Here is a 25,509-nt window from a genome sequence, read left to right on the forward strand (position 1 = left end):
CTGTAAACGAGCTATGTACAGATCTGCCCCGAACTAATTTCGGAAAACTTCCGAACTGATTAAAAAAGCGAAGAAGATTCTTCACTTCGTTCAGAATGACAGCTTAATTTATAAATTCGGCCAAAACACTTTATCCTATTATTCAAATTTACCCCTTCTTCGCTTTTAACGCCCTGATCATTTCCGGGTAACCCATGCGGTTTACCATAGCATTAACGGTATTAACAACCCTGTTGGTACGTGTTGCTTCTGTCTTTGCGCTGTTAATCCATTTGATAAAATAATCGCGGTGGCCTTTGGGAAGCGAATTAAAAAACTCGAGCCCTTCCGGTTCTTCATCCAGGCACATTTGCAGATCTTTGGGTACTTCGATCACGAAATCGTCGTGTACTTCTAAAACAACGTTAACCATCGCCCCTTTGCTTTTGCGGATTCCCTTGCGCATCTCTGCATTCACGGCAATGATAAAATTCCCTTCACCCATTGGGATCATGGCTACGCCGGAGATCTGAAAATGATCCAACATCCCCTTCACCCGGAAAGATTTCTTGTTCCCCGGCTTCAATTCGGCCGCTACATGTGCCGGGATTTCGATGTAGGTCCACCCGGTTTTCTCGCCCTGGTCGGCAAACTGATGCAAAACGGCCTCGAATGTTATCATAATGGCAATAAAATTAACACGATAAGCTGCAAATCATAAAAATTAAAATAGGGCTATAATTTCTTTCGCTACGTGCAACGCAGGCAAAATACTTTGGTCTCTTAGATAGAATTAAGTTGAACAATTAAACATACCAATATTATGAAAACCTTAAAAACTCTTACACTGGCTATCTGCCTTTTAATTACCGCAGTTGTTTCACATGCAAAAGACGACAGTAGAAACGCAAAAGCGGCAACACCTTATTTTGCATTAAAGACTTATGTTGAAGCGGTAAGCCACGGTAACCTGAAAGACCTTGATTTTGCGATTGATAAGTCTGCCAAATTTAGTCTGCTACGCGGTAAAGAGATCCTTAGCTTCGATAAAGAGCAAACCATGAATTTCTTTAAAACTACTGCCGGGTATAGCCAGGCCTGTACTATCAGAACTACTGTTGTCAACAGTAATGCCGACTTTTTGCTGGCAAGGGTTGATATGAAATATAAAGATTTCACCCGGAGCAATTATGTTACCGTGAGCAATATGGGCAGCATCTGGAAAATTACCGATGTGTACAGCACCTTTAAATAAGAACTGACAGACCTAAGAACACAAAAGGCCGCTAAAGCGGCTTTTTGCATTTATTCAGATCAGACGATCTTTTACTACCAGCGTACCGGCAATCATATCATGTAAACATTGCTGTCGCTTATTGAAAAAATTAAACAAGTAACCTATCCCAAAGGTGGCTACAGAAAAAATCTTAGACAGGTTACGCCCTAACGCATGTGCAACGGAGATCGGGGCGCCTTGTTCGTTGGTCACCTTTATCTTCAGCACCTGTTTACCAAAGGTACCCTGCTTCTGCCCGGCTTCAAACACTACATGATAAACCAGGTTCAGTAACGGCACCAAAACTAAAAGGCTTACCGTAAGCACCATACTCATTAAACTGCGCGGACTTAATAATACAATCAGGAACACCGGGACGATACACGCACCGGACACCGTTAACCAGTCTATCACCGCTGCCAGCAGCCGCTGATCAAAACTTCCGAAATACTGCGGAATAACGGCAGGTTTTTTAAACCCGAGGATCTGGCGTAGCTCGGGCACCTCATGCGCCTCTTTGTAATCCACCATTTCCTTCGTCTTCACAAAGTCTGCGGCTTTCAATCCCTTCTGCTTCAGCTGAGTGACGGTGAAAGGTCCCTCTGGCTTTCCCTTAACTACTAAATAATATAATTGAGACATGACTATAACTAAAAAAACCGCCTTGCAATATACAAAGCGGTTGAAGAAGATGGTGAAATATGATTAGTAGCGGTTCACTTTAAAATCAGACAAGCCCCCGCTGATGCGGATAATGATCTTTTTGCTCGCAGCCGAGAAACCCGGAGTTTCATAGCGGCCGCTTTCAGTCTTGGTGAACCCGCTGAAGTTATTGTCAGATAAACCGGTGCTGCTGTTAATGCTGCAGGCGGCATCTTTAGGTACATTCACGGTAATATCAGATACGCCAGATTTTACAGTTACCTCGGTGTTGCCCTCAACCGGCTGGCCAAGTTTTACTTTAAAGGAAGCAGCGCCGCCATTGATCGCAAAATTACTCACCTTGTATTTACTTAAGTCGAAATCAAGGTCTGTTGCACCTGCGTTTACGTTAATGTTCCAGATCGGTGCCAGGTTCAGCTTAATCTCGGCTTTGTTTGTTTTCTTGTCGTCGCTGCTCCACCTGAAGTGTCCACGGGCGTCGCCTTTCATCCTAAAATCGATCACGCTTGAAGAATCATGCGTTTCAACCTTCATCACATGGTGCCCATAGTATTCTTTAATATCGGCAGAAAATAATTCGTTAGTGGTATCGCTTAACCGGTACTGCATTCCGCCGCCGCTGATGTTCAATTTAGCAAATTTGGTTACCGCGGTGTAAGGCGTGTGGTAAAAGTTATTACCATCTATCTTGACTACATTGCCATTTTTAACGGTATCGCTGTCATCATCGTCGAAGCTGAAATCTTCGTCGCCGTTACCGCGATGGTTAAAATAGATATGCGGCAGGAAGCTAAAGCGATCACCAAAATCTGCAAAGAACAGTACAAATAATCCAGCGGCTAATACGCCGGTTTTTACAATCCGTGCTGCCACGGTGCGGTTGTTAGCCAATAGCAGGTTTACACCGCCAATGATCAGGAATACAGGCCATAAGTGCAGGAAGTTGCTCCAATGGAATTCAAGGTATCCCAGGTTTACTAAAAGTATGGCCACGCCTATCAATACCAGGATAATGCCGGGGCCTAATCTATCTTTTTTCATAATTGCTCAACATTAGGGTCGTTATCAGAAGTAGTGTCTTTTTTTGGCTCAGCCTCGGGTGTTGGAGTTGCCTGTTTCCATTCAACCTTTTTATTTTTACCACCAGAGAAGATCATAAATACGCCTACCAGTACCAGGATTCCGGGCCACCATAGATCAAAGTGCCAGTCGGGAATAATATCTAATTGATCTATCAGTAAACCCGCACCCAGCAGGATCAATACCACACCACCGATAATAGCCGCTGTAGACGGGCCTTTAGGTGCAGGTGCTATCGGGGCCTGGTAGAAGGGCTGTTGCGGTTGTGCCGCCCCGCCCGGAGGAACAGTGTAATCAACCGGAGGCACAAAAGTGAACGGTTTCTTAGGAAGCACTATCCAAAGCACGATATAGATCATGCCGCCGCCGCCTTTAAAAATAAGGGTCAATACAAATATCAGCCTTACTAAAGATACATCTACATTAAAGTAATCTGCCAGTCCAGCGCAAACCCCGGCAATAGTTTTCCGTTGTTCGTCGCGATAAAGTTTCTTTTCCATTTCAGTTTGTTTTTAGTGTGATTTATATTTTTATAACTGACCAGACAATGGCTTAACGATGATCTCATCTACATTGGCGCCGGCACTCATTTGATAAATGGTTAGCACGGCGGCGGCAATGTCTTCTGGCTGCACAAACAAGTTTTTATCTAACTGCGTGCCCTCCCAGGATGAGGTGAAGGTAGACCCCGGAATAACCGAAGTAACTTTAACACCATATTGCTGCATTTCCAGTCTCATTATATTACTAAGACATAGTGTTGCAGCCTTTGTTACGCTATAAGTACCGGCATTCACCGAGGGATTAAGGGCAGCTACCGAGCAAATATTGAACACGTGGCCTTCACCGATATTTTGAAGCCGTTTACCGAAAAACCGGTAAAGTTCATACATCGGGCGCACGTTGGTATTCATCTGAAAATCGAAAGTTTCTTCCTCATCATCCAGTATGGATGTCGGCACAAAGGTGCCTACGTTATTTACCAGTACAGTAATTTCGCCCAGTTCATGCACGGCTGTTTGGGCAAACTTGAGCAGGTCTGGCTTTTTTGTGACGTCCGCTTCAACCGCTATCACCTTTATATCAGGGTTTAACTGCTGCAAATGCTGTTGGGTTTCCGTCAAATCTTTTATATTTCGTGAACAAATTGCAAGGTTTAATCCTTCTTTAGCCAAAGCGATAGCTATAGCACGGCCAATACCTTTGGTGGCACCGGTAATTAATGCGTTTTTCATGTTTAAAAGTAGCGCAATTGTAACAAGCTATAAAGCCTCTGCTTAAAAAATGTATTTTTGGAACGAATATTAATCGATCAGCATGTTCTACCACTTCGGCCGATACTTATTACTTATACGCCTCAGCTTTAAGCGACCAGAAAATTTTAAGGTTTACTGGGACGAAGTGATGCGCGAAATGGTATCTATCGGCATTGGCTCGTTAGGCATTATCAGCATCATCTCGGTATTTATAGGGGCGGTGGCTACCATCCAAACTGCATTCCAGTTGGTAAGCGATTTTATCCCTAAAAGTATTGTGGGCGGTATCACCAGGGATTCAACCATCCTGGAGTTCAGCCCTACCATTTCTGCGCTGGTGCTGGCCGGCCGCGTAGGATCAAGCATTGCATCGGAAATTGGCACCATGCGCGTAACCGAGCAGATTGATGCCCTCGAAATTATGGGTGTAAATGCACCGGGGTACCTGATCGCACCGAAAGTAATTTCGGGGCTGACGATGATCCCGCTGTTGAATATCATCTCTATCGGCCTGGGCCTGATCGGCGGTTATATTGCCTGCGCCGCGTCCGGCGATGTTTCTACCGCAGATTATATCCGCGGTTTAACAGACGGTTTCAACCCGCTGATTATACAGGTTACTATTGTTAAATCTATCTTCTTCGGATTTATTATCACTTCTATCTGTGCCTACCAGGGCTTTTATACATCTGGCGGTGCATTAGAAGTTGGCCAGTCTGCAACCAAAGGTGTAGTTTACAGTTGTATCATGATCTTGTTTGCCGACCTAATAATATCACGTGTAATGTTATGATCGAGATCAAGGATATCTATAAAACTTTTGGCGAAAACGAAGTGCTGAAAGGCATCAGCGCCGAATTTAAACCCGGTAAGAATAACCTGATCATCGGCGGTTCGGGTTCAGGAAAAACAACCTTGCTGAAATGTATCGTCGGCCTGCACGAACCTACCAAAGGGCAGGTGTTCTTCGATGGCGAGAACTTTACCGACATGAACTTCGAGCAACGTGTGCCTGTTCGCAAACACATTGGCATGTTGTTCCAAAACTCTGCGCTTTTTGACTCCATGACGGTTGAGCAAAATATCATCTTCCCGTTAAATCTGTTTACCGATATGTCTAAAAGCGAAAAGCTGGATCGCGCCAACTTTTGCCTGAAACGGGTGAACCTGGAAGGCAAGAACAAGCTTTTCCCTGCTGAACTCTCCGGCGGGATGAAAAAGCGGGTAGGTATTGCACGTGCAATATCTATGGAGCCGAAATATCTTTTCGTAGATGAGCCGAACTCGGGCCTCGACCCGCAGACCTCTTTGGTGATTGACGACCTGATCAACGAAATCACCCAGGAATATAACACCACCACGATTATCGTAACGCATGATATGAACTCGGTAATGGGTATCGGTGATCACATTATTTTCCTTTACCAGGGTAAAAAATGGTGGGAAGGTTCTAATAAAGAGATTGCCCATACAGAAAATAAAGAACTGAACGATTTCGTATTCGCCAGTAAGTTTACACAGGCTGCGCGAGAGAAACTATAGCCAAGGTGCGGGTAGAGTTTAGTATACAGTTAAAGTTCATTAGGTCACTTGTAAGTTATAACTATCTTTGTGATCCGGGTCTCACTACTTGATACCTGCTACTTGATACTTAAAACAATGATTCAACTACTTAAGCCGGACCACTGGAAAGATTACGAGCTGATTGATTGCGGCGACTTTGAAAAGCTGGAACGTTTTGGTTCACTGATCCTGATCCGGCCCGAGCCGCAGGCCGTTTGGGCAAAAAAACTGCCCGACAGCGAATGGAAACGGCTGCACCATATCCGTTTTAAAGGCCGTTCTGCTACCGCAGGCGATTGGGTGAAAAAAGACCCTAAAGCTGCAGACCGCTGGCAGATCACTTACAGCAATCCGCAGGTTGCCATAAAATTCCGTTTAGGCTTAACTTCATTTAAACATGTGGGTATCTTCCCCGAGCAGGCTGTAAACTGGGACTACATCGCCGAAAAAGTTAAAAGCTTCAAAACACCCGAACCAAAAGTACTCAACCTGTTTGCCTATACAGGCGGTGCTTCGCTGATTGCCCGTGCGGCCGGTGCAGACACTACGCACGTGGATTCTATAAAGCAGGTAGTGACCTGGGCTAATGAAAACCAGGAAATTTCGGGGTTAAGCAACATTCGTTGGGTGGTGGAAGACGCGTTAAAATTTGTGAAACGCGAACTGAAACGCGGCAAAAAATATAACGGTATCATCCTTGACCCTCCTGCTTACGGCCACGGGCCGAACGGCGAAAAGTGGAAACTGGAAGATCATATCCGGGAGATGATGCAGGACGTGGTACAACTACTCGATCCGGAAGAGCACTTCCTGATCCTGAATACCTACTCGCTCGGCTTTTCATCCGTTATTGTAGAAAACCTCATAACCGGCGCCTTCCCGGCCGTGCAAAACCTGGAAACAGGCGAACTTTACCTGCAAGCAACCTCAGGTGTAAAACTTCCACTGGGAGTTTATGGAAAATTCTTTAAAAGTAAATAATTGTAATTGTGGTGATCGCTCTTGATAAAAAGCATCCGCGCAATCCAATTATTTTACCCATATTGGACCGCTATTAACGAGACGATTACCTACTGAAATATATACCGATTAACTAAATGAATTTGAAACGTTTTTCCCTTCTGGGATTAGGAGTATCTGCTGCTATTTTAACCTTTACCAACTGCAGCAACGGTAGTAAATCTGCCACCACGACTACCACCTCAACCAGCAAAACCACTACCACTACTGCCGTAAAAGATACGGATACGCTGTCTGTAGTGAAGGAACATTATCCACCGCTGGATAAAAAGCTGTATGACTCGCTGATGGTAAAACTGGCGCATGGTGATACTTCTGGCAAATGGCCTGTAAAAAATGCACCTTACCCGCTTGATGGCGCCATATTACCGTTTAAACGTGTAGTTGCTTTTTATGGCAACCTGTATTCAAAAAAAATGGGTATCCTGGGCGAACTGCCTCCGCCACAAATGCTGGCTAAACTGAAGCAGGAAGTAAAAAACTGGGAGAAAGCCGATCCTACTACACCCGTTCAACCCGCCCTTCATTATATTGCGGTAGTTGCGCAGGGCGATGGTGGTAAAGACGGCAAATACCGTTACCGTATGCCTTTTAAACAAATAGACTCGGTACTTAGCCTTGCTAAAAAGGCGCACGCGATTGTATTCCTTGACGTGCAGGTAGCGTTAAGCAATATCCATGCAGAGCTGCCTTTGCTGGAAAAATACCTTGCCCTGCCTAATGTACATTTCGGTATGGACCCTGAATTCTCTATGAAAGATGGCAGCAAACCTGGCAGAAAGATCGGCACTTATGATGCTGCAGATGTCAATTATGTCTCTGGTTTCCTGGCAGATCTGGTTCGTAAGAATCACTTACCGCCGAAGATCCTGATCGTACACCGTTTCACTAAAAAAATGGTGACCAACTACCAGAACATCAAACTGCGCCCGGAAGTACAAGTAGTAATGGATATGGATGGCTGGGGCGAACCAGACCTGAAACAAGGCACCTATCGTTACTTTATTCATAATGAGCCTGTACAGTTTACCGGTTATAAACTATTCTACAAAAACGACATTAAAAAAGCGCCTCACCACATGCTAACGCCGGAAGAGGTATTAAAATACAAACCTTACCCTATTTACATTCAATACCAGTAAGGTTAATTCTTAAAGATTAAAAAGATGCTTCACCAAAGCATCTTTTTTTGTTTCTATGCAATTGGTTTTAAACGGATTACCAGCTCATTTACATTTTACTAAACAGCTTCTTCATACCTTAAGAGTTAAACTTTATAATAAATGGCGTAACTTTTTATGATATTTTTAATTATGGTTTAATTTTTAAATTTTGATTTAATAATTATGTAAATATTACGCGATATTCACCTGATGTTAATCTGAGATATTACCTTTGTATCTCCTCTAATGAAAACTATGTCTGGCAAATTAAACAAGTTATTGGCAGTAGTGTGTTTGCTGCTGTTTACGGCTATTGCGCAGGCACAAGTTAAATACGCACAATTCAACTCCAGGCAAGCCAGAATTTTCAACCAGCTTTTAGCAGATGCAAACGCTGCTTTCACCTTGCCCGAAGGTTTTAAAGAATCAGCCCCGGTTGATAATGAAGAAATGAATTTCGATTATGGCATTACCATGCCCGGCCAGGAGTTTGAGATTTGGTTCGCGGTAAAGCCCTACAAACAGATCAGCAAATACTACAACAACCCCGATTCTGTTTACGAAACGCTTGGCAAAACACAGGTTTCCATCCTGAGCGGCGACAACAGTTACTTTATGCGTAACCTGGACGATCGTATTTTAAACCAGTATAATGCCGATGCTGGCAAATCATACCTGCTGAACCTGAATGATTCGCCCCTGACAAAGCACTACAAATACGCGCTGATCATCACGTTTCAGAAAGACCATAATGGTACCATACTGGCAGTTTGCCTGACAAACGATAAAGGCCCCGACTTTTTTAAATACATTGACAAAGCCCGCAACTGTATCCGGTTTAAACAGTAAATTTCTTATTTTTGATGGAAGGGCGTAAGTTCGCGCTATTCACTATCTTTGCTAAACTAATTAGCTTTAGCTTTTACTTCATAAAAATTCATGGCAGAAAACGATATAAATTACAGCGAAGACAGTATACGGTCGCTTGACTGGAAAGAGCACATCCGTCTGCGTCCGGGTATGTATATTGGTAAGCTTGGCGATGGCTCCGCTTATGACGATGGTATTTACGTATTGCTGAAAGAGATCATCGATAACTCGATCGATGAGTTTGTGATGGGCGCCGGCCGGACGATCGAAGTAAACCTGAACGACCATAAAGTAGCCGTGCGCGATTATGGCCGCGGCATTCCGCTGGGAAAGGTGATTGATTGTGTGTCAAAGATCAATACCGGTGGTAAGTATGACAGCAAAGCCTTCCAGAAGTCAGTAGGTTTAAATGGTGTGGGTACCAAAGCGGTAAACGCCTTGTCTACAGCATTCACGGTACAATCCTACCGCGACGGCCGCACCAAAATTGCAGAATTTGCCAAAGGCGAACTTGTTCGCGAAGAGGCCGAGAAGGAAACCACCCAACGCAATGGAACGGCTATCAACTTTATGCCTGACGATAGCATTTTCCGCCATTACCGTTTCATCCCCGAGTTTGTGGAGAACATGATCTGGAATTATGTTTACCTGAACTCTGGTTTGACCATCAATTTCAACGGGCAGAAATATTTTTCAGAGAAAGGGCTTCACGACCTGCTGATGCGCCACGCCGACACCGAAACCATGCGCTACCCGATCATTCACCTGAAAGGGAATGATATCGAGATCGCCATGACGCACGGCCAGCAATACGGCGAGGAATATTATTCCTTCGTGAACGGCCAGCACACCACCCAGGGCGGTACACACCAGGCTGCTTTCCGCGAAGCGGTCGTAAAAACCCTGCGCGAGTTTTACGACAAAGATTTCGATGCTTCTGACATCCGCGCCTCTATCATCGGTGCTATTGCCATTAAAGTACAGGAGCCCGTATTCGAATCGCAAACCAAAACCAAATTAGGTTCGCAGAATGTTGGTCCGGAGGGGCCTTCTGTCCGCGCCTTTATTAACGACTTTGTTAAGAAAGATCTGGATGATTATCTGCACAAGAATCCGGCTACCGCTGATGCCATAAAAGCCCGCATCCTTCAATCGGAACGGGAGCGTAAAGACATTGCCGGCATTAAAAAACTGGCGAACGAACGTGCTAAGAAAGCTTCGTTGCATAACCGTAAGCTGCGCGATTGTAAGTTACATTTAGACGATACGCATGAGCGTCGTCAGGACACCACACTGTTCATCACCGAGGGTGACTCGGCCAGTGGCTCCATTACCAAATCGCGAGATGTGATGACCCAGGCGGTATTCAGCCTGAAGGGTAAACCACTGAATTGCTTCGGCCTTACAAAAAAAGTAGTTTACGAGAACGAAGAATTTAACCTGCTGCAGCATGCCCTGAATATTGAAGACGGCTTAGACGGGTTGCGTTACAACAATATTGTGATTGCTACCGATGCCGATGTGGACGGCATGCATATCCGCCTGCTGATGATGACCTTCTTCCTGCAGTTTTTCCCGGATTTGGTAAAAGCAGGCCACGTTTACATTCTGCAAACACCGTTGTTCCGCGTGCGTAATAAAAAAGAAACCATCTATTGCTACAGTGACGAAGAACGCCGAAATGCCATTGCTAAATTAGGTAACAAGCCAGAGATCACCCGATTCAAAGGGCTGGGCGAAATTTCGCCTGAAGAGTTTGGCTTGTTCATCGGTAAAGATATCCGCCTTGACCCGGTTATCCTGAAAGACGCCAACATCAAGGGCTTATTAGAATACTTTATGGGCAAGAACACGCCTACCCGCCAGCAGCACATTGTGCAAAACCTGCGCGTAGAAAAAGACGATGAAACGGTAAACCCGGTTGTACTGGATGATGCCGAAATTAAAGAAGTAGCATAAATTTCAGATTCCCTCCCCAACGGGAGGGTCAGGGAGGGGTACTAAATCTACCCCTTCCTCCTCCTTCCCGATGGGAAGGTATCGCAACTTTCCCCGCACTTGAATTAATTAGCGTTCTTAATAATAATCATTCAGTCTTCTCTGGGGATAATTAGCTTTGTTTGTTATTACCAAACCTATTCCCTATATTGTTCGCCCCCGTTTTAACAGCGGGTTAACAATAATGACCAAGCATGAAATAAAGATAAACTTCGAAGAATACGAGTCGCTGGCTGGGTTAACCCCGTCCGATCAGGAACTCTGTTTGGAAGCGATAGCTGCACTTAAAAATTCGCATTCGCCCTATTCTAAATTTAGTGTCGGTGCGGCGCTGCGCCTGGAAAGCGGGAGGGTGATCTATGGCAGCAACCAGGAAAACGTAGCTTACCCTTCAGGCCTTTGCGCCGAGCGGGTGGCGCTGTTCCACTGGGGGGCAAATTATCCCAATGACCCTATCGATACCATTGCCATCACCGCCCATACAGACGATTTTAAACTTAAACGCCCTATTACCCCTTGCGGTTCCTGCCTGCAGGTAATTGCAGAGTACGAGAAAAAGCAAGATCAGAAAATCAGGATCATTCTATTTTGCGATGGCTCGCCGGTATGGGTAGTGCAAGGGAGCGAAAGTTTTTTACCATTTTTGTTTTTCGAAGAAAGACTGGCACAATCCTAATCTATGAAAACTAAACTATTCCTGATTGCCTTGCTGTTTTTTACGGCTAAAATTTCACATGCGCAAACGGGCTTCCCTTTTGCAGATGAGATCCGCGCTTTTAAAACGGCAGACAGCCTGCATTTTCCAAAACCCGGCAGCAACCTGTTTATTGGCAGTTCATCCATACGTTTGTGGGGCGATCTGGAACAGCGCTTTGAAGGTAAAAAGGTTTTAAAACGTGGTGTGGGCGGTTCAACCCTGCACGATTGGGTTAGCTATTACCTCAACTACATTTTATTCCCCTACCAACCCGACCGGATTTTTATCTACGCAGGTGAGAATGATATCGCTGCAGGAAGAACAGGCCAACAGGTTTATGAGGATTTTGTAACCCTGTATAATTTAATTCAGCAAAAATTACCGGGCAGCAAAACATACTGGCTGTCCATAAAGCAAAGCCCATCAAGGACTGAGCATTACAACGAGGTGAAAATAGCTAACAGCCTGGTCGATGAATTTATCAATCACCATTCCGGTGTAAAGTATATCGATGTGAATACGGTGCTGTATAAAAAAGATACATCAGAACCAGATTCTTCACTTTTTAAAAGAGACTACCTGCACCTGAACAGCCAGGGTTACGACCGCTGGCAAAAGGCCATCAAAAAGTACGTGCAATAAAAAAGGCCGCTGTAGCGGCCTTCTCCCTAATTAAACTAACTAAACTAACTATAAATTCTTATTTAAATACAGAGTATACGTTGGTGATTTTCCAGCTGCCACCTGTGTTTGAAAGGGTTACGTAGTTGGTACGTACAAATTCGTCATACTTCATTTCAACTTTCACAACGGTTAAGTCTGCATTGCTGTTTACGATAGAGGTGCTCACGGTGCAAGCTTGCTCAATGTTTTGGTTTTCTTTAACGTAGTTGCTCATCTCGGCTTTATCAAAGCTTAAGATTTGTTTGCCGCGCAGCATGCTGAATTTGGCAGAAGCGTCAACCGCCTGGTCAAAATCGGTTACTTTACCGCGGGTAACGGCGTCAACATAAGTATTGATTGCAAAGTAAGGAGAAGCAGCTTTGTCGTCGTTTTTTATGTTGGCATTAGCTACGCCACATACTGCTAAAAGGCAAAGGCCAAGTACTAATGATTTCAGAGTTTTCATGATATTGGATATTTAAGTTTTTTTATTTATGTTTATTAATTTCTAAATACACCAATAAGACAGCACCAGAAAGCGATTAGTTACAGGCAATTTTCAAATATTTTATTAATAACAGATTCTTAAAGCAATTCGGGTGTTTCATTAATAAATCCTTAACAATTTCCCATTTTTAATAACAGCTTAACAATAAAAAAACGCCGGACTGCATGGTATGCTCCGGCGTTTCAGCTTAAAAACCTCGAAATTCTTCTTGTTACAATAATTCTGGTTTTATTTTTTCGGTGAATTCTTTTGCAAACTTGTTCAGCTTCGGCTGGATCACAAACATGCAGTAGGGTTTCATGGTATTATCCTGGAAATAGTTCTGGTGATAATCTTCCGCCTTGTAGAAAACATCGGCAGGAACCACGTGCGTAACAATGGGCTGGTCGAACACCTGTTCTGCCGTTAACCTGGCGATCATTTCTTCTGCCTGTTGTTTCTGTTCGTCGTTATGATAAAATATCGCAGACCGGTATTGGGTACCTATGTCATTCCCCTGGCGGTTAAGCGTAGTTGGGTTGTGGGTTTTAAAGAATACCAGCAATAACTCTTCGTAACTTACCACATCGGCATCGTATTCTAATTCTATGGCTTCTGCATGGCCTGTATCGCCGTTGCATATCTCCATATAAGTGGGGTTTTCTGTTTCACCACCGGTATAGCCTGATTTAACTGAAGTTACCCCTTTAAGTGTTTGGTATATGGCTTCTGTACACCAGAAGCAGCCGCTTGCAAATGTTGCTTTTTGAATGTTCATACTACAATATACGATGTAAACAGCCCTTTTGAATCACCACCTGTTTAAATATGAGATTGGGGTGATATCACGAACTCAGGGCATAAACAACAATGTTTACGCCAAACTTAGTATTGTCTTCAGAAAGGAAACGTTTATTTCGAAAATCGTAATCCCACTCGCAGCCGTAGTCTTTATTACTGTATAGAACGCCGATACGTCCGTTGATCTCAATGGCCTTCAGATAGTCGTGCACCAGGTCGTCTCCCCAGCCGTTCAGTTCGAAGGATGTTGTCGGCGGGCCTTTCTCAAAGTTGAAGAAAGAGCGGTAGATCTGGTGGTTATTAGGAATCTTCTTCAGTGCATTCGGACCGAACAACGAGGCCATTTGTGCCTCAAAAGATTTCGCAAACAGCCCGTCGATATCGTGGTTACAGTCGTCTACAAATACAAAGCCGCCGTTCTGTATATATTTTTTAAAGTTCGCCCTTTCCTGCGCATCAAACTGTACCAGCTTGTGGCCGCTCAGGTAAAAAAAAGGATAATTAAAAATATCAGGGCTGCTTAGCGCTACCACCTTTTCTTTCTGCTCAAAAGGGATGGTGGTGTACTCCAGCAAAGAGTTAAGGATATTCACCGGCATCCGCTGATCGGTGTCCCAATCGCCGGAATGGTAGCTAAGCCTTGCAAAAGTAAATTTATGACTGATGGCCATCTATGTTAAAACTCTAAAATTACTACAATATTTTTTTCAAAAAAGCCAATCAATTGCATCTCTTGTAATTTTTTAGATACTTCATTTAATTTTTAATAACAACCCATTGTAAATGCCTTAAAAGCGCAATATCTTGTGAAAAAATATAACGCCTGTTTATAATTAATTTAATAGACGATTTTGGAACTGACAGAAAGTAATATCAAGGCCCTGCTGGCAAAGCTTCCGCAGCTTAAAGGCGAAATACAAAAAGTGATTGTTGGCCAGGACGCCATTTTAGACGAACTGCTGGTGGCTTTTCTGGCGGGCGGCCACGCGCTGCTGGAAGGGGTACCGGGGCTGGCAAAAACACTGATGGTAAAAACCATGTCGCAGGCGCTGCACCTTTCTTTTAGACGGATACAGTTTACGCCCGACCTGATGCCAACCGATATCGTCGGTACCGAAATACTGGAAGAAGACCATGCCACAGGCAAACGTTTCTTCAAGTTTAACAAGGGTCCTTTGTTTGCCAACATTATCCTTGCAGACGAGATTAACCGTACGCCACCTAAAACGCAATCTGCTTTGCTGGAAGCCATGCAAGAGTTCGAGGTGACTTACGGCGGACAAACCTATCCGCTCGATAAGCCATTCTTTATCCTGGCTACGCAAAACCCTATTGAGCAGGCAGGCACCTATCCGCTACCTGAAGCGCAGCTCGACCGTTTTTTGCTGCTGGTAAAAATCGCCTACCCGACCGAACAGGAAGAATTTGAAGTATTGAACAGAACTACCGGAACACGCAAAGCCGAGGTAAACCCTGTGATTACCGCAGAAGAAATTCAGCAGGCGCAGGCACTGGTTCGCCAGGTTTCGGTAAGCGAAGACCTGATCCGGTATGTCAGCCAGCTGATCCGCGCTACCCGCCCCGATACCACTACCGTTGGGTATGTAAAAGAATGGGTACGCTGGGGAGCCGGCCCGCGCGCAGGCCAGGCCCTGATCCTGACAGCTAAAGCACGTGCGTTACTAAAAGGCCGTTATGCCGTGCTGATGGAAGATATCCATGCCATGGCCGTCCCGGTATTGCGCCACCGTATCCTGATGAATTTTAAGGCCGAAGCTGAAGGTATTACGTCAGACACCGCTACGCTGGAGTTAATTAAACTGATTGAAAGGCCGAAGGCACTGTGATTAGAAGCAAGAGCCAAGAATCAAGAACCAAGATAAATATTAAAACTATTGTCACCCTGAGCTTGTCGAAGGGCGAAATTGAACATCCGAAATCCAAAATCGAGTCATGCAGCTTGATCCTAAAGTATTAATGACCATTAAGAATTTGCCGTTATTGGCGAAAACGGTTATTGATGGCTTTATGAATGGCTTTAATAAAAGCACAGTTAAAGGCCCAGGGTTGGAATTCAGCCAGTACCGCAGCTACCAGCCCGGAGATGATCTTCGCTGGCTGGACTGGCGAATGTACGCCCGGTCTGACCGTTACTACATCCGCGAATCTGAGGTAGAAACCAGCATTTCGGTCAGGTTCCTGATCGACGCCAGTGCTTCTATGAACCACCAGGACGGAGCGGTAAGGAAAATAGACTACGCCAGGTTCCTCGCTGCGTCCCTCGCTTACTTGGTGAACCTGCAGGGAGATTCTGCCGGGTTATATGTATTTAAAGAAGGCGGCTTGTTTTCGCTGGCTTCTAAACCCGACCCGCAACATCTGCAGCGGATTTATTATCAGCTGGATCAGATCCAACCGTCCGGGACGTTCACGCAACCCGTACATTATAAAGAGTTATTTGGCAACAGCCGCAAAGAACTGCTGGTATTTATCACCGATCTGTACCAGGAAAATAACGAGATCTATCAACTGCTGGACTCGCTCGCTGCATTAAAGCACGAAGTACTTGTCTTCCACCTGATGGGGCATAACGAACTGGAATTTGATTTTAAAGGCTATACAGCGCTGGAAGATCTGGAAACCGGGCAAACCATCGAAATAGACCCGCAACAGGCACAAAAAACATATAAAGAAACGTTAAATGAATATCTCGCCGGTGTAAGGATGCAGTTATTAGGTAAGCGTATTGCTTACCGGCTGATTGATACTTCACAACCGCTTGATGGTGCATTGCGGGATTTTTTAATACAAAGGAGTAAAGGGTAGCCTCTCCCCAACCCTCTCACGAAGGGGAGGGAGCTAAAAAAATGAATTCAAGCAACAAAATATATCGAATTATAATAAAGCCTCTCTCCCCTGGAGAGAGGTTTGGAGAGAGGCCAGATGCTTAACTTCCTTAACCCCATATGGCTTTTTGCAGCGGCTGCCGTCATCATACCGGTGGTGATACACCTGTGGAATATCCGGCCGGGTAAGGTATTAAAAGTAGGCAGTACTTCCCTTATTGCCGCGGCGTCTCGTCGCAGCAGCCGCAGTTTCAAAATATTGGATGTTTTGCTGCTCATCATCCGTTGCTTGCTTTTGATCTTGCTGGCCATATTGCTGGCAAAGCCTTTCATGGAAAAACAAGTACAGCAGCCAAAAGCAACCGGTTGGGTATTATTGCCGCAGGGCTATGTACAACAGGGATACGGGCGCTACAAGCAAAGCATAGATTCGCTCTTGAAGAAGGGTTATAGCCTTCGTTATTTCAATCCTGGTTTTAACGTGCTTGATACCGCTTCGCTGAAAGTTAAGTTAGATACGGTGAAAGTGGATACCGCAAACATCTCGTCACAAAATTATTGGTCGTTGCTTGGTGAACTGAATAGTAAAGTAGATACCGTTACCCCTGTTTACTTATTTACGCCGAACACACAAACGCATTTCAAAGGCGAAAAACCGGCGGTTGACTTAAACCTGCACTGGCAAACTTTCACCCCGGCAGATTCCACGAGCCAATGGATCCAGGATGCCTGGATGACCACCGATCGTAACGTCCGCGTGTTGAGCGGCAACAGCAGTCCGTCAGGGATCAGCTACCAGTATACTACCTTAAAAAACGATGGAGAGAATAAACTCTTCAACGTTTCTGTACAAAACGGCCAGCCGGTAGTTACACTTAAGGGAGCCAATAGCGCCCCTTTTAAGGTAGACACTGCTGTTTACCGCATGGCCATTTATGCAGATGCCTATACCGCAGATGCGGCTTATTTATCTGCTTCGCTCGATGCCGTTAACCGTTTCACCGGCAGCAATGTGATCCTGAAAACGTATGATAGCCCGAATGCAATCCCGGCAAATACCAACTGGATCTTCTGGCTGTCAGACAGGCCTTTTTCTGCCCGGCTGCTACATCCCGGTTTGCATGTTTTCGCTTATCAAAAGGGCATCGCTTCAACCATAAGTTCAACTATCATTTCCAATCTGCCAAACGCGTTGCCGGGTGGCGACGTGCAAGTGCCTTTATTTAAATCGATAAAAGCAGCGGCAAATACTGGCGACGTAATCTGGCACGACGGCTTCGGACAACCTGTTTTAACAGGGCAACAACAGCATAACGCATACGTTTACCATTTCTTCAGCCGTTTTAACCCTACCTGGAACAACCTGCCGTGGGACGGACAGTTTCCGCAGTTGCTACTTCAGCTAACTGCTAAATTGCAGGAAGTCCCAATGAAGAACGACAAGCGTGTCCTACAAGCGGCAGAAATAACGCCCTTAAAAGGCGGCTTTAAAGCGCAGGTTTCTACAAAAGAAGTTATCCGGAAAGAAGCTACGCAATGGATCTGGCTGGTACTGGTGCTCCTATTCATTACCGAACGTTGGCTGGCAACGCAATCAAAAACTATTCAAAGCAATGGCTAATCAGCAGGGCATAGAAAAAATAAAGCAAATCAGGCAGCGATGGGTAAGTTACCAGCTCACCGCCGATGCATTGCTATGCGCTGCTATTGCATTACTAGCAGGTGCTTTGTTACATGCGGCATCTATTAATTGGGTTTGGTGTATTTTAATCTTCGCCGTAATTTTCAGCATAGTTATTTTGCTTCGTAAGCCCTGGGCAACATCGCTAAACACGGTATCGCTCTATCTCGATCAAACCTATCCCGAACTGGAAGAAAGCGCCACGCTTGCGCTCCAACCAGCGGAAGAACTGAACCTGTTGCAAGCGCTGCAACAACATAAGGTAGTCAGCACTTTACAGCACATTCCTGGCACACCTGCCGGTTTTACCAACCGTCTAAAGCGGGCAGCGCTATTTTTAGCCGCCGCACTGGTGCTTAGTTTTATTCTTTTAAAAATTCCGATACACTCACAGCAAGGTATTTTTGGCGGAGGAAACCCGGCTAAAGAAAACGAGAAGAATTTACCACCTGAAAAAATATTGCCGCAGATCAGCAATACCGAAGTAACCATCACACCACCTGCTTATACAGGTAAAAAGTCTTATCAGCAAGACCGCTTTACACTGAATGTAGAAGAAGGCGCTTCCGTCAGCTGGCTTATCACTACCAATACTGCCGTCGACCATCTTACTCTGATCTTCAACGAGCGCGAAAAGATAGACATGCAGCCTGCGGGCGATCATCAGCACTGGCAGGCGCAGAAGGTACTAAGCGCAGCAGGTTTTTACCAGGTAGAGTTAGATGGCAAACTGTCAGACTTGTATGCCATCCAAATCATTAAAGACACGCCACCTGTAATTCATATCAAAGCGCCTAAACAGTATACGCATATCGATGCCGGGGAGAAACCGCAGGTAACCATCCAGGCGGCGATCAACGATGATTACGGTGTTGGTAATGCCTACATTGCAGCGACTGTAGCAAAAGGCCGTGGCGAGGGTGTGAAGTTCAAGGAATACAAAATAGACTTCAGCGAAAACTTCGGCGGGCATAACAAGCAATACGATCTAAAGAAACTGGTTAGTCTTCCTGCGTTCAACATGGAGCCCGGCGACGAGTTGTATTTCTTTATCCAGGCGCAGGACACACACAAGTTAACCAGCCGTACCGATGTGTACATTGTTTCCATACAAGATACCGCCCAGCTATTAAGCATGGATGGCATTGTATCTGGTGTGAACCTGAAACCTGAATTTTTCCGCAGCGAGCGGCAGATCATCATCGATTCACAAAAGCTGCTGCACGACAGGGATAGCATCAGCAAAGAAGAATTTAACCGCCGGAGTAATGAATTGGGTACCGACCAGAAATTACTGCGTTTGCGTTACGGTAAGTTTTTGGGCGAAGAAGACGAATCTAACATGGATGAGGATAAAAGCGGCGGCCAGTTGGGCAAAGCAGAAAACTTCGGAAACACGGCCATGGTGATGGATGCCTACACGGATAAACATGATAACGCCGAGGATGCGACCTTCCTGGAGCCTACCGCCAAAGCCCAGCTTAAAGCTACGTTGACAGAAATGTGGCGTGCCGAATTGCACCTGCGCATGTATAAGCCTGAAGAAGCTTTGCCGTTTGAATTTAAAGCACTGCGGTTGTTGAAAGATTTGCAGCAGAAATCGCGCTCATACGTGGCTAAGACGGGTTACAACCCGCCACCACTAAAAATGGAGAAACGCCTGAGTGGCGAACTGGATAAAATTGCCGAGCCCGTTGCTAAAGAAGATATTAAAAAAACAGACGACCAGTTCGCGACACTGAAAAAAGCAGTGATCATATTAGAACAGTATAAAACCACACCGGTACTTTCACCGGCAGATAAACACACCCTGCAATTGGCCGGGCAGGAGATCGGCCGCAGGGCAAGCAGCCAGCCCGGTATTTATTTGCCGGCATTAACAGCACTAAAGCAACTGACAACCAGCAATAAAATCAGTACGGCTAAAGTTGATGCAATAGAAAAAGCATTGCAGCGCATGCTACCGGTGCAGAAACAACTGCCATCTTCATCTGCTAATGCAGCCAACCCGCTGTCACAGCAATATTTCAAAACCCTTAGCCGGCTAAACAAATGATAGCGCAAAAATATATCGTCATTATTGTTTGTGTGGTAGCCGCAGGCGTGATTATCTGGCGCGAGGTGCAGCGCCCAAACAAAGCTTACTTAGCTTGCCGGATCCTGGCCGTGCTTGTTGCAATAATTGCTTTGGCTTGCATTATCCTGCCGTTAAGTTATACAGGTACCGTCAATCCAAACGAACAGCACGAAGCTATTCTGCTCACCGAAGGCTTTTCGCCGGATAGTTTAAAAAACTATGCTACAAACAGGGTATTCGCTGTAAATAGAGCGTCCCAGAAGGCTTACCCTAAAGCGAGCCTGATCAGCGGCGCAGGCGAACTTTCACGGATGAAATCTGCTATTAACCACGTCCATCTATTTGGTTATGGTTTAAGCAAACCCGAATTGGATGAGTTAAAAGACGTCACAATTACCTTCCATCCCGCCGTTGTACCCGAGGGGATTCAGTCTGTAAGCTGGAACGAAAAGCTTAAATCGGGAGAAAAGCTAACTGTCCAAGGCCACTTAAATAATCCTGAAAAAAATAACCTGAAGCTTACGCTGAAAGGTTTAGGCACCACACTGGATTCGGCGTTTCTTAATACTTCGGGCACATTCAATTTAACCAGCAGGCCCAAGCAGGTAGGCAGGTCCGTTTATCGGCTTATTGTTACCAATGAGAAAGACACCCTGGCTAATGAAAGCGTGCCTTTTGAAGTAAATACCACTAAACCATTGCAGGTGCTGATACTGGCATCGGCGCCGGATTTCGAAAATAAGTTCCTGAAAAACTGGCTCAGCGAGAACCAATACGGCGTGGCGGTTCGCAACCAGATCAGCAAGAACAAATACAGCCAGGAATTCGCCAACGTATCCCAACGGTCTTTACAGCACATTGCGTCCTCCGTTTTAAGTAAGTTTGATGTGGTAGTCAGCGACCTGGAGGTGATGAAATCACTTCCATCATCAGAAGCTGTCGCGATTAAAGAACAAGTGCAGCAAGGTGGCCTGGGCCTGATCGTAAGAGCGGATAGTACCACTCAATCTAACAACTGGATACAGCAACGATTCCCGCTAACCCGTACATCATCGCAAGGACAGATGATTACCGCGCTAAAACTACAGGATCAGGTAGCGCCAACTTCAAAGCTATTGATAGATCCTTTTTTTATCAACTACCATAATTATACCCAGCCGCTGGTAACAGATCAGCAAAACCATGCGGTTGCAAGCGCCAGCCTTGCGGGTGCCGGTAAAATCATTTTTACTACACTTACCAATACCCATAACTGGATGTTAGGCGGCGACGAGGACGATTATACTGCCCTGTGGTCTTTACTCATTACCAAGGCTGCGAAAAATATTCCCGCCCAAAATCAGGTTACCATAAAAAGTGCCATACCGCAAATCAACCGTCCTGTAGAACTGCAGGTACAGGCATCTTCCGGCACACCGACCCTGATCAAAGTAAATCAAACCTCGCTACCGGCGGCAGAGCAGCCTTCATTACCCTTTACTGCAAATGTTACCTACTGGCCAAAGAAAGCCGGTTGGCAGCAGGTAGAGGTAGGGAACAATGTTAGCTGGTGGTATGCGTATCCGGCAAATGAATGGCAAAACCTGGTTAAGCAACAACTGCTGAACGAGACCCGGTTATATGCCGCTAATCATCCCCAAAAGCAATCTGTAACAAAACAAATACAACAAAAGGTTCAGATTGCCGTGCCTAAAATTTATTTTTATCTGGTGCTTCTTGCCGCGCTGATATGGCTGTGGGTTGAAGCGAAATTTTTAAACCAGTAACTCATTTAACTAAACTAATAACTTTAAAAGGAGGATTAAACCTTGAAACGCAGAAATTTCATTTATCTGTCGGGGGTTGGAGCCGGAGCCATGATGCTGCCAGACTTATCCGCAATGGGTCGCCCCATTGACCAGGAGCGCGCGCTGGAAGCCATTGATGTGAAGGTGAAAAAAGAACTTGCCGATACCGCTCTTAACGTAGCCAAATCTAAGGGAGCCAGCTACGCCGACATACGTATCGGACGCTACCTTACCCAGGCCGTTATTACCCGCGAAACCCGTGTCTTGAACGTCGCCAACGCAGAATCGTTTGGGGTAGGTATCCGCGTGCTGGCCAACGGCTGCTGGGGATTTGCTGCCGGCAATGTAGTCACCAAAGATGGGGTAGCTAAAATTGCTGAGCGTGCGGTAGCAGTAGCTAAAGCCAATGCAGCAGCAAAGATCGGCGGTGAGCCGGTACAGCTTGCACCACAAAAAGGTTATGGCGAAGTGAGCTGGAAAACGCCAATCCAACGCAACGCATTCGAAGTGCCGATTAAAGAAAAAGTAGACCTATTACTTACCTGTAACGGCGAAGCCATGAAAGGCGGGGCAAACTTTGTTAACTCTACCATATTTGCCATCAACGAGCAGAAGTATTTCGCCTCAACTGATGGTTCTTATGTTGATCAGGATATTCACCGTTTATACCCTAACTTCCAGGTAACTAAAATTGATGCGATGGCCGGTGCATTTGAAACCCGCGCAGCATTAAGTTCACCTGTAGGGATGGGATACGAATACCTTACCCCAAGCGAATCTGAAAAAGTTCAGGGTGTGGTTACGCGGTACAAAAACCGCTACGACATGCTGGAAGATATCCGCAATGCCACCAAGAATGCCGCTGAAAAAGTAGCATCAAAATCAGTGGATCCGGGTAAATACGACCTGGTGCTGGATCCTTCCCACCTTTGGTTAACTATCCACGAATCGGTGGCCCACCCTACCGAGCTTGACCGTGTATTGGGTTACGAAGCCAACTATGCCGGTACCAGCTTCCTTACCTTAGATAAACTAAAATCAGGTAACTTTAAATTCGGCAGTAAGCACATGAACATCGTTGCCGACAGGCAGCAACCGGGATCACTGGGCGCTATCGGTTATGACGATGAAGGTGTTAAGCCGTCTCAGTTTGACATTGTGAAAGATGGCATCCTGACTAACTTCCAGGCCATCCGCGACCAGGCGCACATGCTGGGCTTGAAACAATCGCAAGGTTGCTGCTATGCGCAAAGCTGGCAGGATGTACAGTTCCAGCGTATGCCAAACGTATCATTAAGTCCGGGCAAAGAACGCCTGAGCGTGGACGATATGATCAAAGGTGTAGAAAAAGGAATTTACATTGTCGGTAACGGCTCATTCTCTATCGATCAGCAACGCTACAACTTCCAGTTTGGCGGGCAGTTGTTCTACGAGATTAAAAACGGTAAAATTGTAGGTATGCTGAACGATGTGGCTTACCAGGCCACTAACCAGGAGTTCTGGAACTCGCTGGCCGCTGTTTGCGACGAGCGCGATTACCGCTTGGGCGGTGCATTCAATGACGGTAAAGGTCAGCCAAGCCAGTCAAACGCGGTATCGCACGGATCATCTACCGCATTATTTAAAGGAGTTAACGTAATTAATACAAAAAGAAAAATCGGATAGTTAATATGCCTATACTTACTAAAGAAGAAGCACAGGCTTTATTAAAGAAAGTGCTCAGTTACTCAAAAGCCGACGAATGCCAGGTAATTTTATCCGGCCGCGAAGGTGGTAACATCCGGTCTGCATTAAATGCTGTTTCTACAGCAGGTGAAGTCAGTACGCTTAACCTGGCTGTAAATGCCGTCTATGGCAAAAAAACAGGCACAGCTACCATTAACGAGTTTGACGACGCCTCGCTTGAAAAAGTGGTTCGCCGTGCAGAAGAATTAGCGCAGCTGGCGCCGGAAAACCCGGAATACATGCCAATGCTTGGTCCGCAAAACTTCCAGGAATCGATACAATATAATGCTAAAACTGCAGCCATGACGCCCGAAACCCGCGCAGACATGGTAGCCAAAAGTTTAGCAGTTACCAAAGCGGCAAATCTAAGCGCTGCAGGTTTCCTTGAAAATACTACCGGTTTTTCTGCGGTAGCAAATTCGAAAGGTCTATTCGCATATGATAAATCAACTGATGTTACTTTCACGGTAACCACCCGTAATTCGGCCGGTACTGGCTCTGGCTATGCTGCCCGTGGTTATACCGACGTAAGTAAGCTGGATACCGGTGCGGCAACCAAAGTGGCAGCACAAAAGGCGTTAAGCTCTGTCGGTGCAAAAGCGATTGAGCCGGGTAAATATACCGTGATCCTTGAGCCTGTTGCAGCAGCGTACATGATGGAAAATATGTTCCGTTTTGATGCCCGCAGCGCAGAGGAAGGCCGCAGCTTCCTGAGCAAAAGAGGTGGTGGCACCCGTTTGGGCGAAAAGCTGATGGATGAGAAGGTAAATATCTATTCAGATCCGTTTAATACCGAACTTCCTGCCGATACCTGGACAGCCGAAGGCCAGAAACTGGAAAAAACCTATTGGATCCAGAATGGGGTGGTGAAGAACTTAAGCTACTCGCGTTACTGGGCGCAGAAAAAAGGTGTACAACCTGTCCCTGGCCCAAGCAATATCATTATGGACGGTGGTAACACCAGCCTGGAAGAAATGATCAAGAGCACCGAGCGAGGTATCCTGGTGTCCCGCCTATGGTATATCCGTATGGTCGACCCGCAATCATTGCTCCTGACCGGTCTTACCCGCGACGGTACGTATTACATTGAAAACGGCAAAATTATGTTCCCGGTAAAAAACTTCCGTTTCAACGAGAGCCCGGTAATTATGCTGAACAACGTAGAGGCATTGGGTAAACCAGAACGTACCATCAGCGTGGAAAGCTACCGCAGCTACCTGATTCCACCGATGAAGATCCGCGACTTTACCTTCACTTCGCTTTCAGACGCAGTGTAGTTAGAAGCAAGAACCAAGAGACAAGAATCAAGACAAGGGCCCCGCGAGGGGCCTTTTTATTTTACAGGATTATCTTCGAACATATTCTACTATTTCTGTAGAGACACGAAACTTCGTATCTCCTTAACACGGTAAATGACACACCCTAACCCTTAAAGAGTGGAATACCTTATTCTGATGCTAAGGCAGTCGCTCGTTGTAGCGAGTGACACCATTGTTGATAGAATAATGGTCACTCGGCAGGGAGCCGAGCGACTGCTAAAGATTCTTCACTTCGTTCAGAATGACACTGTTTCTGTAGAGGCACGACACCTCGTGTCTCCGTATTAGATAAAGCGCACACCCCTGCTCCATCTCAAGAGCGGAAAATGTCGTATAAGGCAGTCGCTCGCTTATAGTGGCTGTTGCACAACTAAGGTACAATTAGTATCTTAAAGCATGCAAGGGAAGAAACATTATCAGGAGAAACTGTTTACCAACTTTCAATTGTCAGAGCGTATTCCTTTAGATAATCTTTACAGGCGGCTTAAAGAGACTTTAGATTTACAGTTTTTGTATCCCACAACAGCGAAGTATTATGGCAAAGAAGGTCAGAAAAGT

The 25,509-nt window shown here is 45.5% G+C and carries 24 protein-coding genes; 16 read left to right on the forward strand and 8 right to left on the reverse strand.

All coding sequences use genetic code 11. From position 1 onward, the window contains the following. Positions 1-148: 148 nt before the first annotated feature. Positions 149-661 carry a YdeI/OmpD-associated family protein gene (locus MUY27_RS07050; protein ID WP_245129285.1) on the reverse strand — a complete coding sequence of 171 codons (513 nt, stop codon included), beginning with the start codon at positions 659-661 and terminating at the stop codon, positions 149-151. Between the two features lie 141 nt (positions 662-802). Between MUY27_RS07050 and MUY27_RS07055 the strand changes: the two genes are divergently transcribed. Further along, on the forward strand, positions 803-1,234 hold the full coding sequence (locus MUY27_RS07055) for a hypothetical protein (RefSeq protein ID WP_245129286.1): 432 nt from the start codon (positions 803-805) through the stop codon (positions 1,232-1,234). Between the two features lie 54 nt (positions 1,235-1,288). Here MUY27_RS07055 and MUY27_RS07060 read toward each other — a convergent pair whose 3' ends face one another. From MUY27_RS07060 to MUY27_RS07075, 4 genes are all read right to left on the reverse strand, one after another. Further along, entirely contained in the window at positions 1,289-1,897 is a 609-nt protein-coding gene (locus MUY27_RS07060) for an RDD family protein (RefSeq protein WP_245129287.1), read from the reverse strand. A gap of 63 nt (positions 1,898-1,960) precedes the next feature. After that, the gene (locus MUY27_RS07065) at positions 1,961-2,959 is read right to left on the reverse strand and encodes a LiaF transmembrane domain-containing protein (protein WP_245129288.1); all 999 of its coding nucleotides are present in this window, start codon (positions 2,957-2,959) and stop codon (positions 1,961-1,963) included. Then, the gene (locus MUY27_RS07070) at positions 2,956-3,498 is read right to left on the reverse strand and encodes a PspC domain-containing protein (RefSeq protein WP_245129289.1); all 543 of its coding nucleotides are present in this window, start codon (positions 3,496-3,498) and stop codon (positions 2,956-2,958) included. Before MUY27_RS07070 ends, MUY27_RS07065 begins: the two co-directional genes overlap by 4 nt. A 30-nt stretch (positions 3,499-3,528) precedes the next feature. Then, positions 3,529-4,233: an SDR family oxidoreductase gene (locus MUY27_RS07075; protein ID WP_245129290.1), complete on the reverse strand. Its 705-nt coding sequence runs from the start codon at positions 4,231-4,233 to the stop codon at positions 3,529-3,531. Positions 4,234-4,315: 82 nt separating this feature from the next. Between MUY27_RS07075 and MUY27_RS07080 the strand changes: the two genes are divergently transcribed. From MUY27_RS07080 to MUY27_RS07115, 8 genes are all read left to right on the forward strand, one after another. Further along, the gene (locus MUY27_RS07080; RefSeq protein WP_245129291.1) at positions 4,316-5,047 is read left to right on the forward strand and encodes an MlaE family ABC transporter permease; all 732 of its coding nucleotides are present in this window, start codon (positions 4,316-4,318) and stop codon (positions 5,045-5,047) included. Next, on the forward strand, positions 5,044-5,796 hold the full coding sequence (locus MUY27_RS07085) for an ABC transporter ATP-binding protein (protein ID WP_245129292.1): 753 nt from the start codon (positions 5,044-5,046) through the stop codon (positions 5,794-5,796). Before MUY27_RS07080 ends, MUY27_RS07085 begins: the two co-directional genes overlap by 4 nt. A 117-nt stretch (positions 5,797-5,913) precedes the next feature. After that, a complete protein-coding gene (locus MUY27_RS07090) occupies positions 5,914-6,798 on the forward strand; it encodes a class I SAM-dependent methyltransferase (protein WP_245129293.1) in 885 nt (294 codons plus the stop codon). 116 nt (positions 6,799-6,914) lie between these two features. Further along, the gene (locus MUY27_RS07095) at positions 6,915-7,979 is read left to right on the forward strand and encodes a hypothetical protein (RefSeq protein WP_245129294.1); all 1,065 of its coding nucleotides are present in this window, start codon (positions 6,915-6,917) and stop codon (positions 7,977-7,979) included. Between the two features lie 267 nt (positions 7,980-8,246). Beyond that, entirely contained in the window at positions 8,247-8,849 is a 603-nt protein-coding gene (locus MUY27_RS07100) for a hypothetical protein (RefSeq protein ID WP_245129295.1), read from the forward strand. Between the two features lie 90 nt (positions 8,850-8,939). Next, a complete protein-coding gene (locus tag MUY27_RS07105; RefSeq protein ID WP_245129296.1) occupies positions 8,940-10,829 on the forward strand; it encodes a DNA topoisomerase IV subunit B in 1,890 nt (629 codons plus the stop codon). A 223-nt stretch (positions 10,830-11,052) separates the two neighbouring features. Next, positions 11,053-11,544 (forward strand): cytidine deaminase, encoded by a 492-nt coding sequence (locus MUY27_RS07110; protein ID WP_245129297.1) that lies wholly within the window; start codon positions 11,053-11,055, stop codon positions 11,542-11,544. A gap of 3 nt (positions 11,545-11,547) precedes the next feature. Further along, positions 11,548-12,207, forward strand: a complete 660-nt coding sequence (locus MUY27_RS07115) for a GDSL-type esterase/lipase family protein (RefSeq protein ID WP_245129298.1) — start codon at positions 11,548-11,550, stop codon at positions 12,205-12,207. A 58-nt stretch (positions 12,208-12,265) separates the two neighbouring features. Here MUY27_RS07115 and MUY27_RS07120 read toward each other — a convergent pair whose 3' ends face one another. The 3 genes from MUY27_RS07120 to MUY27_RS07130 all read right to left on the reverse strand — a co-directional run bounded on the left by MUY27_RS07120 (position 12,266) and on the right by MUY27_RS07130 (position 14,187). After that, positions 12,266-12,694 (reverse strand): nuclear transport factor 2 family protein, encoded by a 429-nt coding sequence (locus tag MUY27_RS07120; protein WP_245129299.1) that lies wholly within the window; start codon positions 12,692-12,694, stop codon positions 12,266-12,268. A gap of 253 nt (positions 12,695-12,947) precedes the next feature. Further along, on the reverse strand, positions 12,948-13,493 hold the full coding sequence (gene msrA, locus MUY27_RS07125) for a peptide-methionine (S)-S-oxide reductase MsrA (protein WP_245129300.1): 546 nt from the start codon (positions 13,491-13,493) through the stop codon (positions 12,948-12,950). 67 nt (positions 13,494-13,560) lie between these two features. Continuing rightward, positions 13,561-14,187: a DUF4159 domain-containing protein gene (locus MUY27_RS07130; protein WP_245129301.1), complete on the reverse strand. Its 627-nt coding sequence runs from the start codon at positions 14,185-14,187 to the stop codon at positions 13,561-13,563. Between the two features lie 180 nt (positions 14,188-14,367). Between MUY27_RS07130 and MUY27_RS07135 the strand changes: the two genes are divergently transcribed. The 7 genes from MUY27_RS07135 (at position 14,368) to MUY27_RS07165 (ending at position 24,909) form a co-directional block, all read left to right on the forward strand. Further along, a complete protein-coding gene (locus tag MUY27_RS07135; RefSeq protein ID WP_245129302.1) occupies positions 14,368-15,363 on the forward strand; it encodes an AAA family ATPase in 996 nt (331 codons plus the stop codon). 106 nt (positions 15,364-15,469) lie between these two features. Continuing rightward, complete coding sequence (locus MUY27_RS07140) at positions 15,470-16,342, forward strand: DUF58 domain-containing protein (RefSeq protein ID WP_245129303.1); 873 nt, start codon at positions 15,470-15,472, stop codon at positions 16,340-16,342. 117 nt (positions 16,343-16,459) lie between these two features. Beyond that, complete coding sequence (locus tag MUY27_RS07145; RefSeq protein WP_245129304.1) at positions 16,460-17,983, forward strand: BatA domain-containing protein; 1,524 nt, start codon at positions 16,460-16,462, stop codon at positions 17,981-17,983. Then, positions 17,976-20,099, forward strand: coding sequence for a DUF4175 family protein (locus tag MUY27_RS07150; RefSeq protein WP_245129305.1), 2,124 nt, complete (start codon positions 17,976-17,978; stop codon positions 20,097-20,099). Before MUY27_RS07145 ends, MUY27_RS07150 begins: the two co-directional genes overlap by 8 nt. After that, on the forward strand, positions 20,096-21,886 hold the full coding sequence (locus MUY27_RS07155) for a hypothetical protein (protein WP_245129306.1): 1,791 nt from the start codon (positions 20,096-20,098) through the stop codon (positions 21,884-21,886). The genes MUY27_RS07150 and MUY27_RS07155 overlap by 4 nt, the downstream gene beginning before the upstream one ends. 42 nt (positions 21,887-21,928) lie before the next feature. After that, positions 21,929-23,572 carry a TldD/PmbA family protein gene (locus MUY27_RS07160; protein ID WP_245129307.1) on the forward strand — a complete coding sequence of 548 codons (1,644 nt, stop codon included), beginning with the start codon at positions 21,929-21,931 and terminating at the stop codon, positions 23,570-23,572. A gap of 5 nt (positions 23,573-23,577) precedes the next feature. Continuing rightward, complete coding sequence (locus MUY27_RS07165) at positions 23,578-24,909, forward strand: TldD/PmbA family protein (RefSeq protein WP_245129308.1); 1,332 nt, start codon at positions 23,578-23,580, stop codon at positions 24,907-24,909. Positions 24,910-25,509: the final 600 nt, after the last annotated feature.

It is taken from the genome of Mucilaginibacter straminoryzae (assembly GCF_022953055.1).
GTDB lineage: Bacteria > Bacteroidota > Bacteroidia > Sphingobacteriales > Sphingobacteriaceae > Mucilaginibacter > Mucilaginibacter straminoryzae.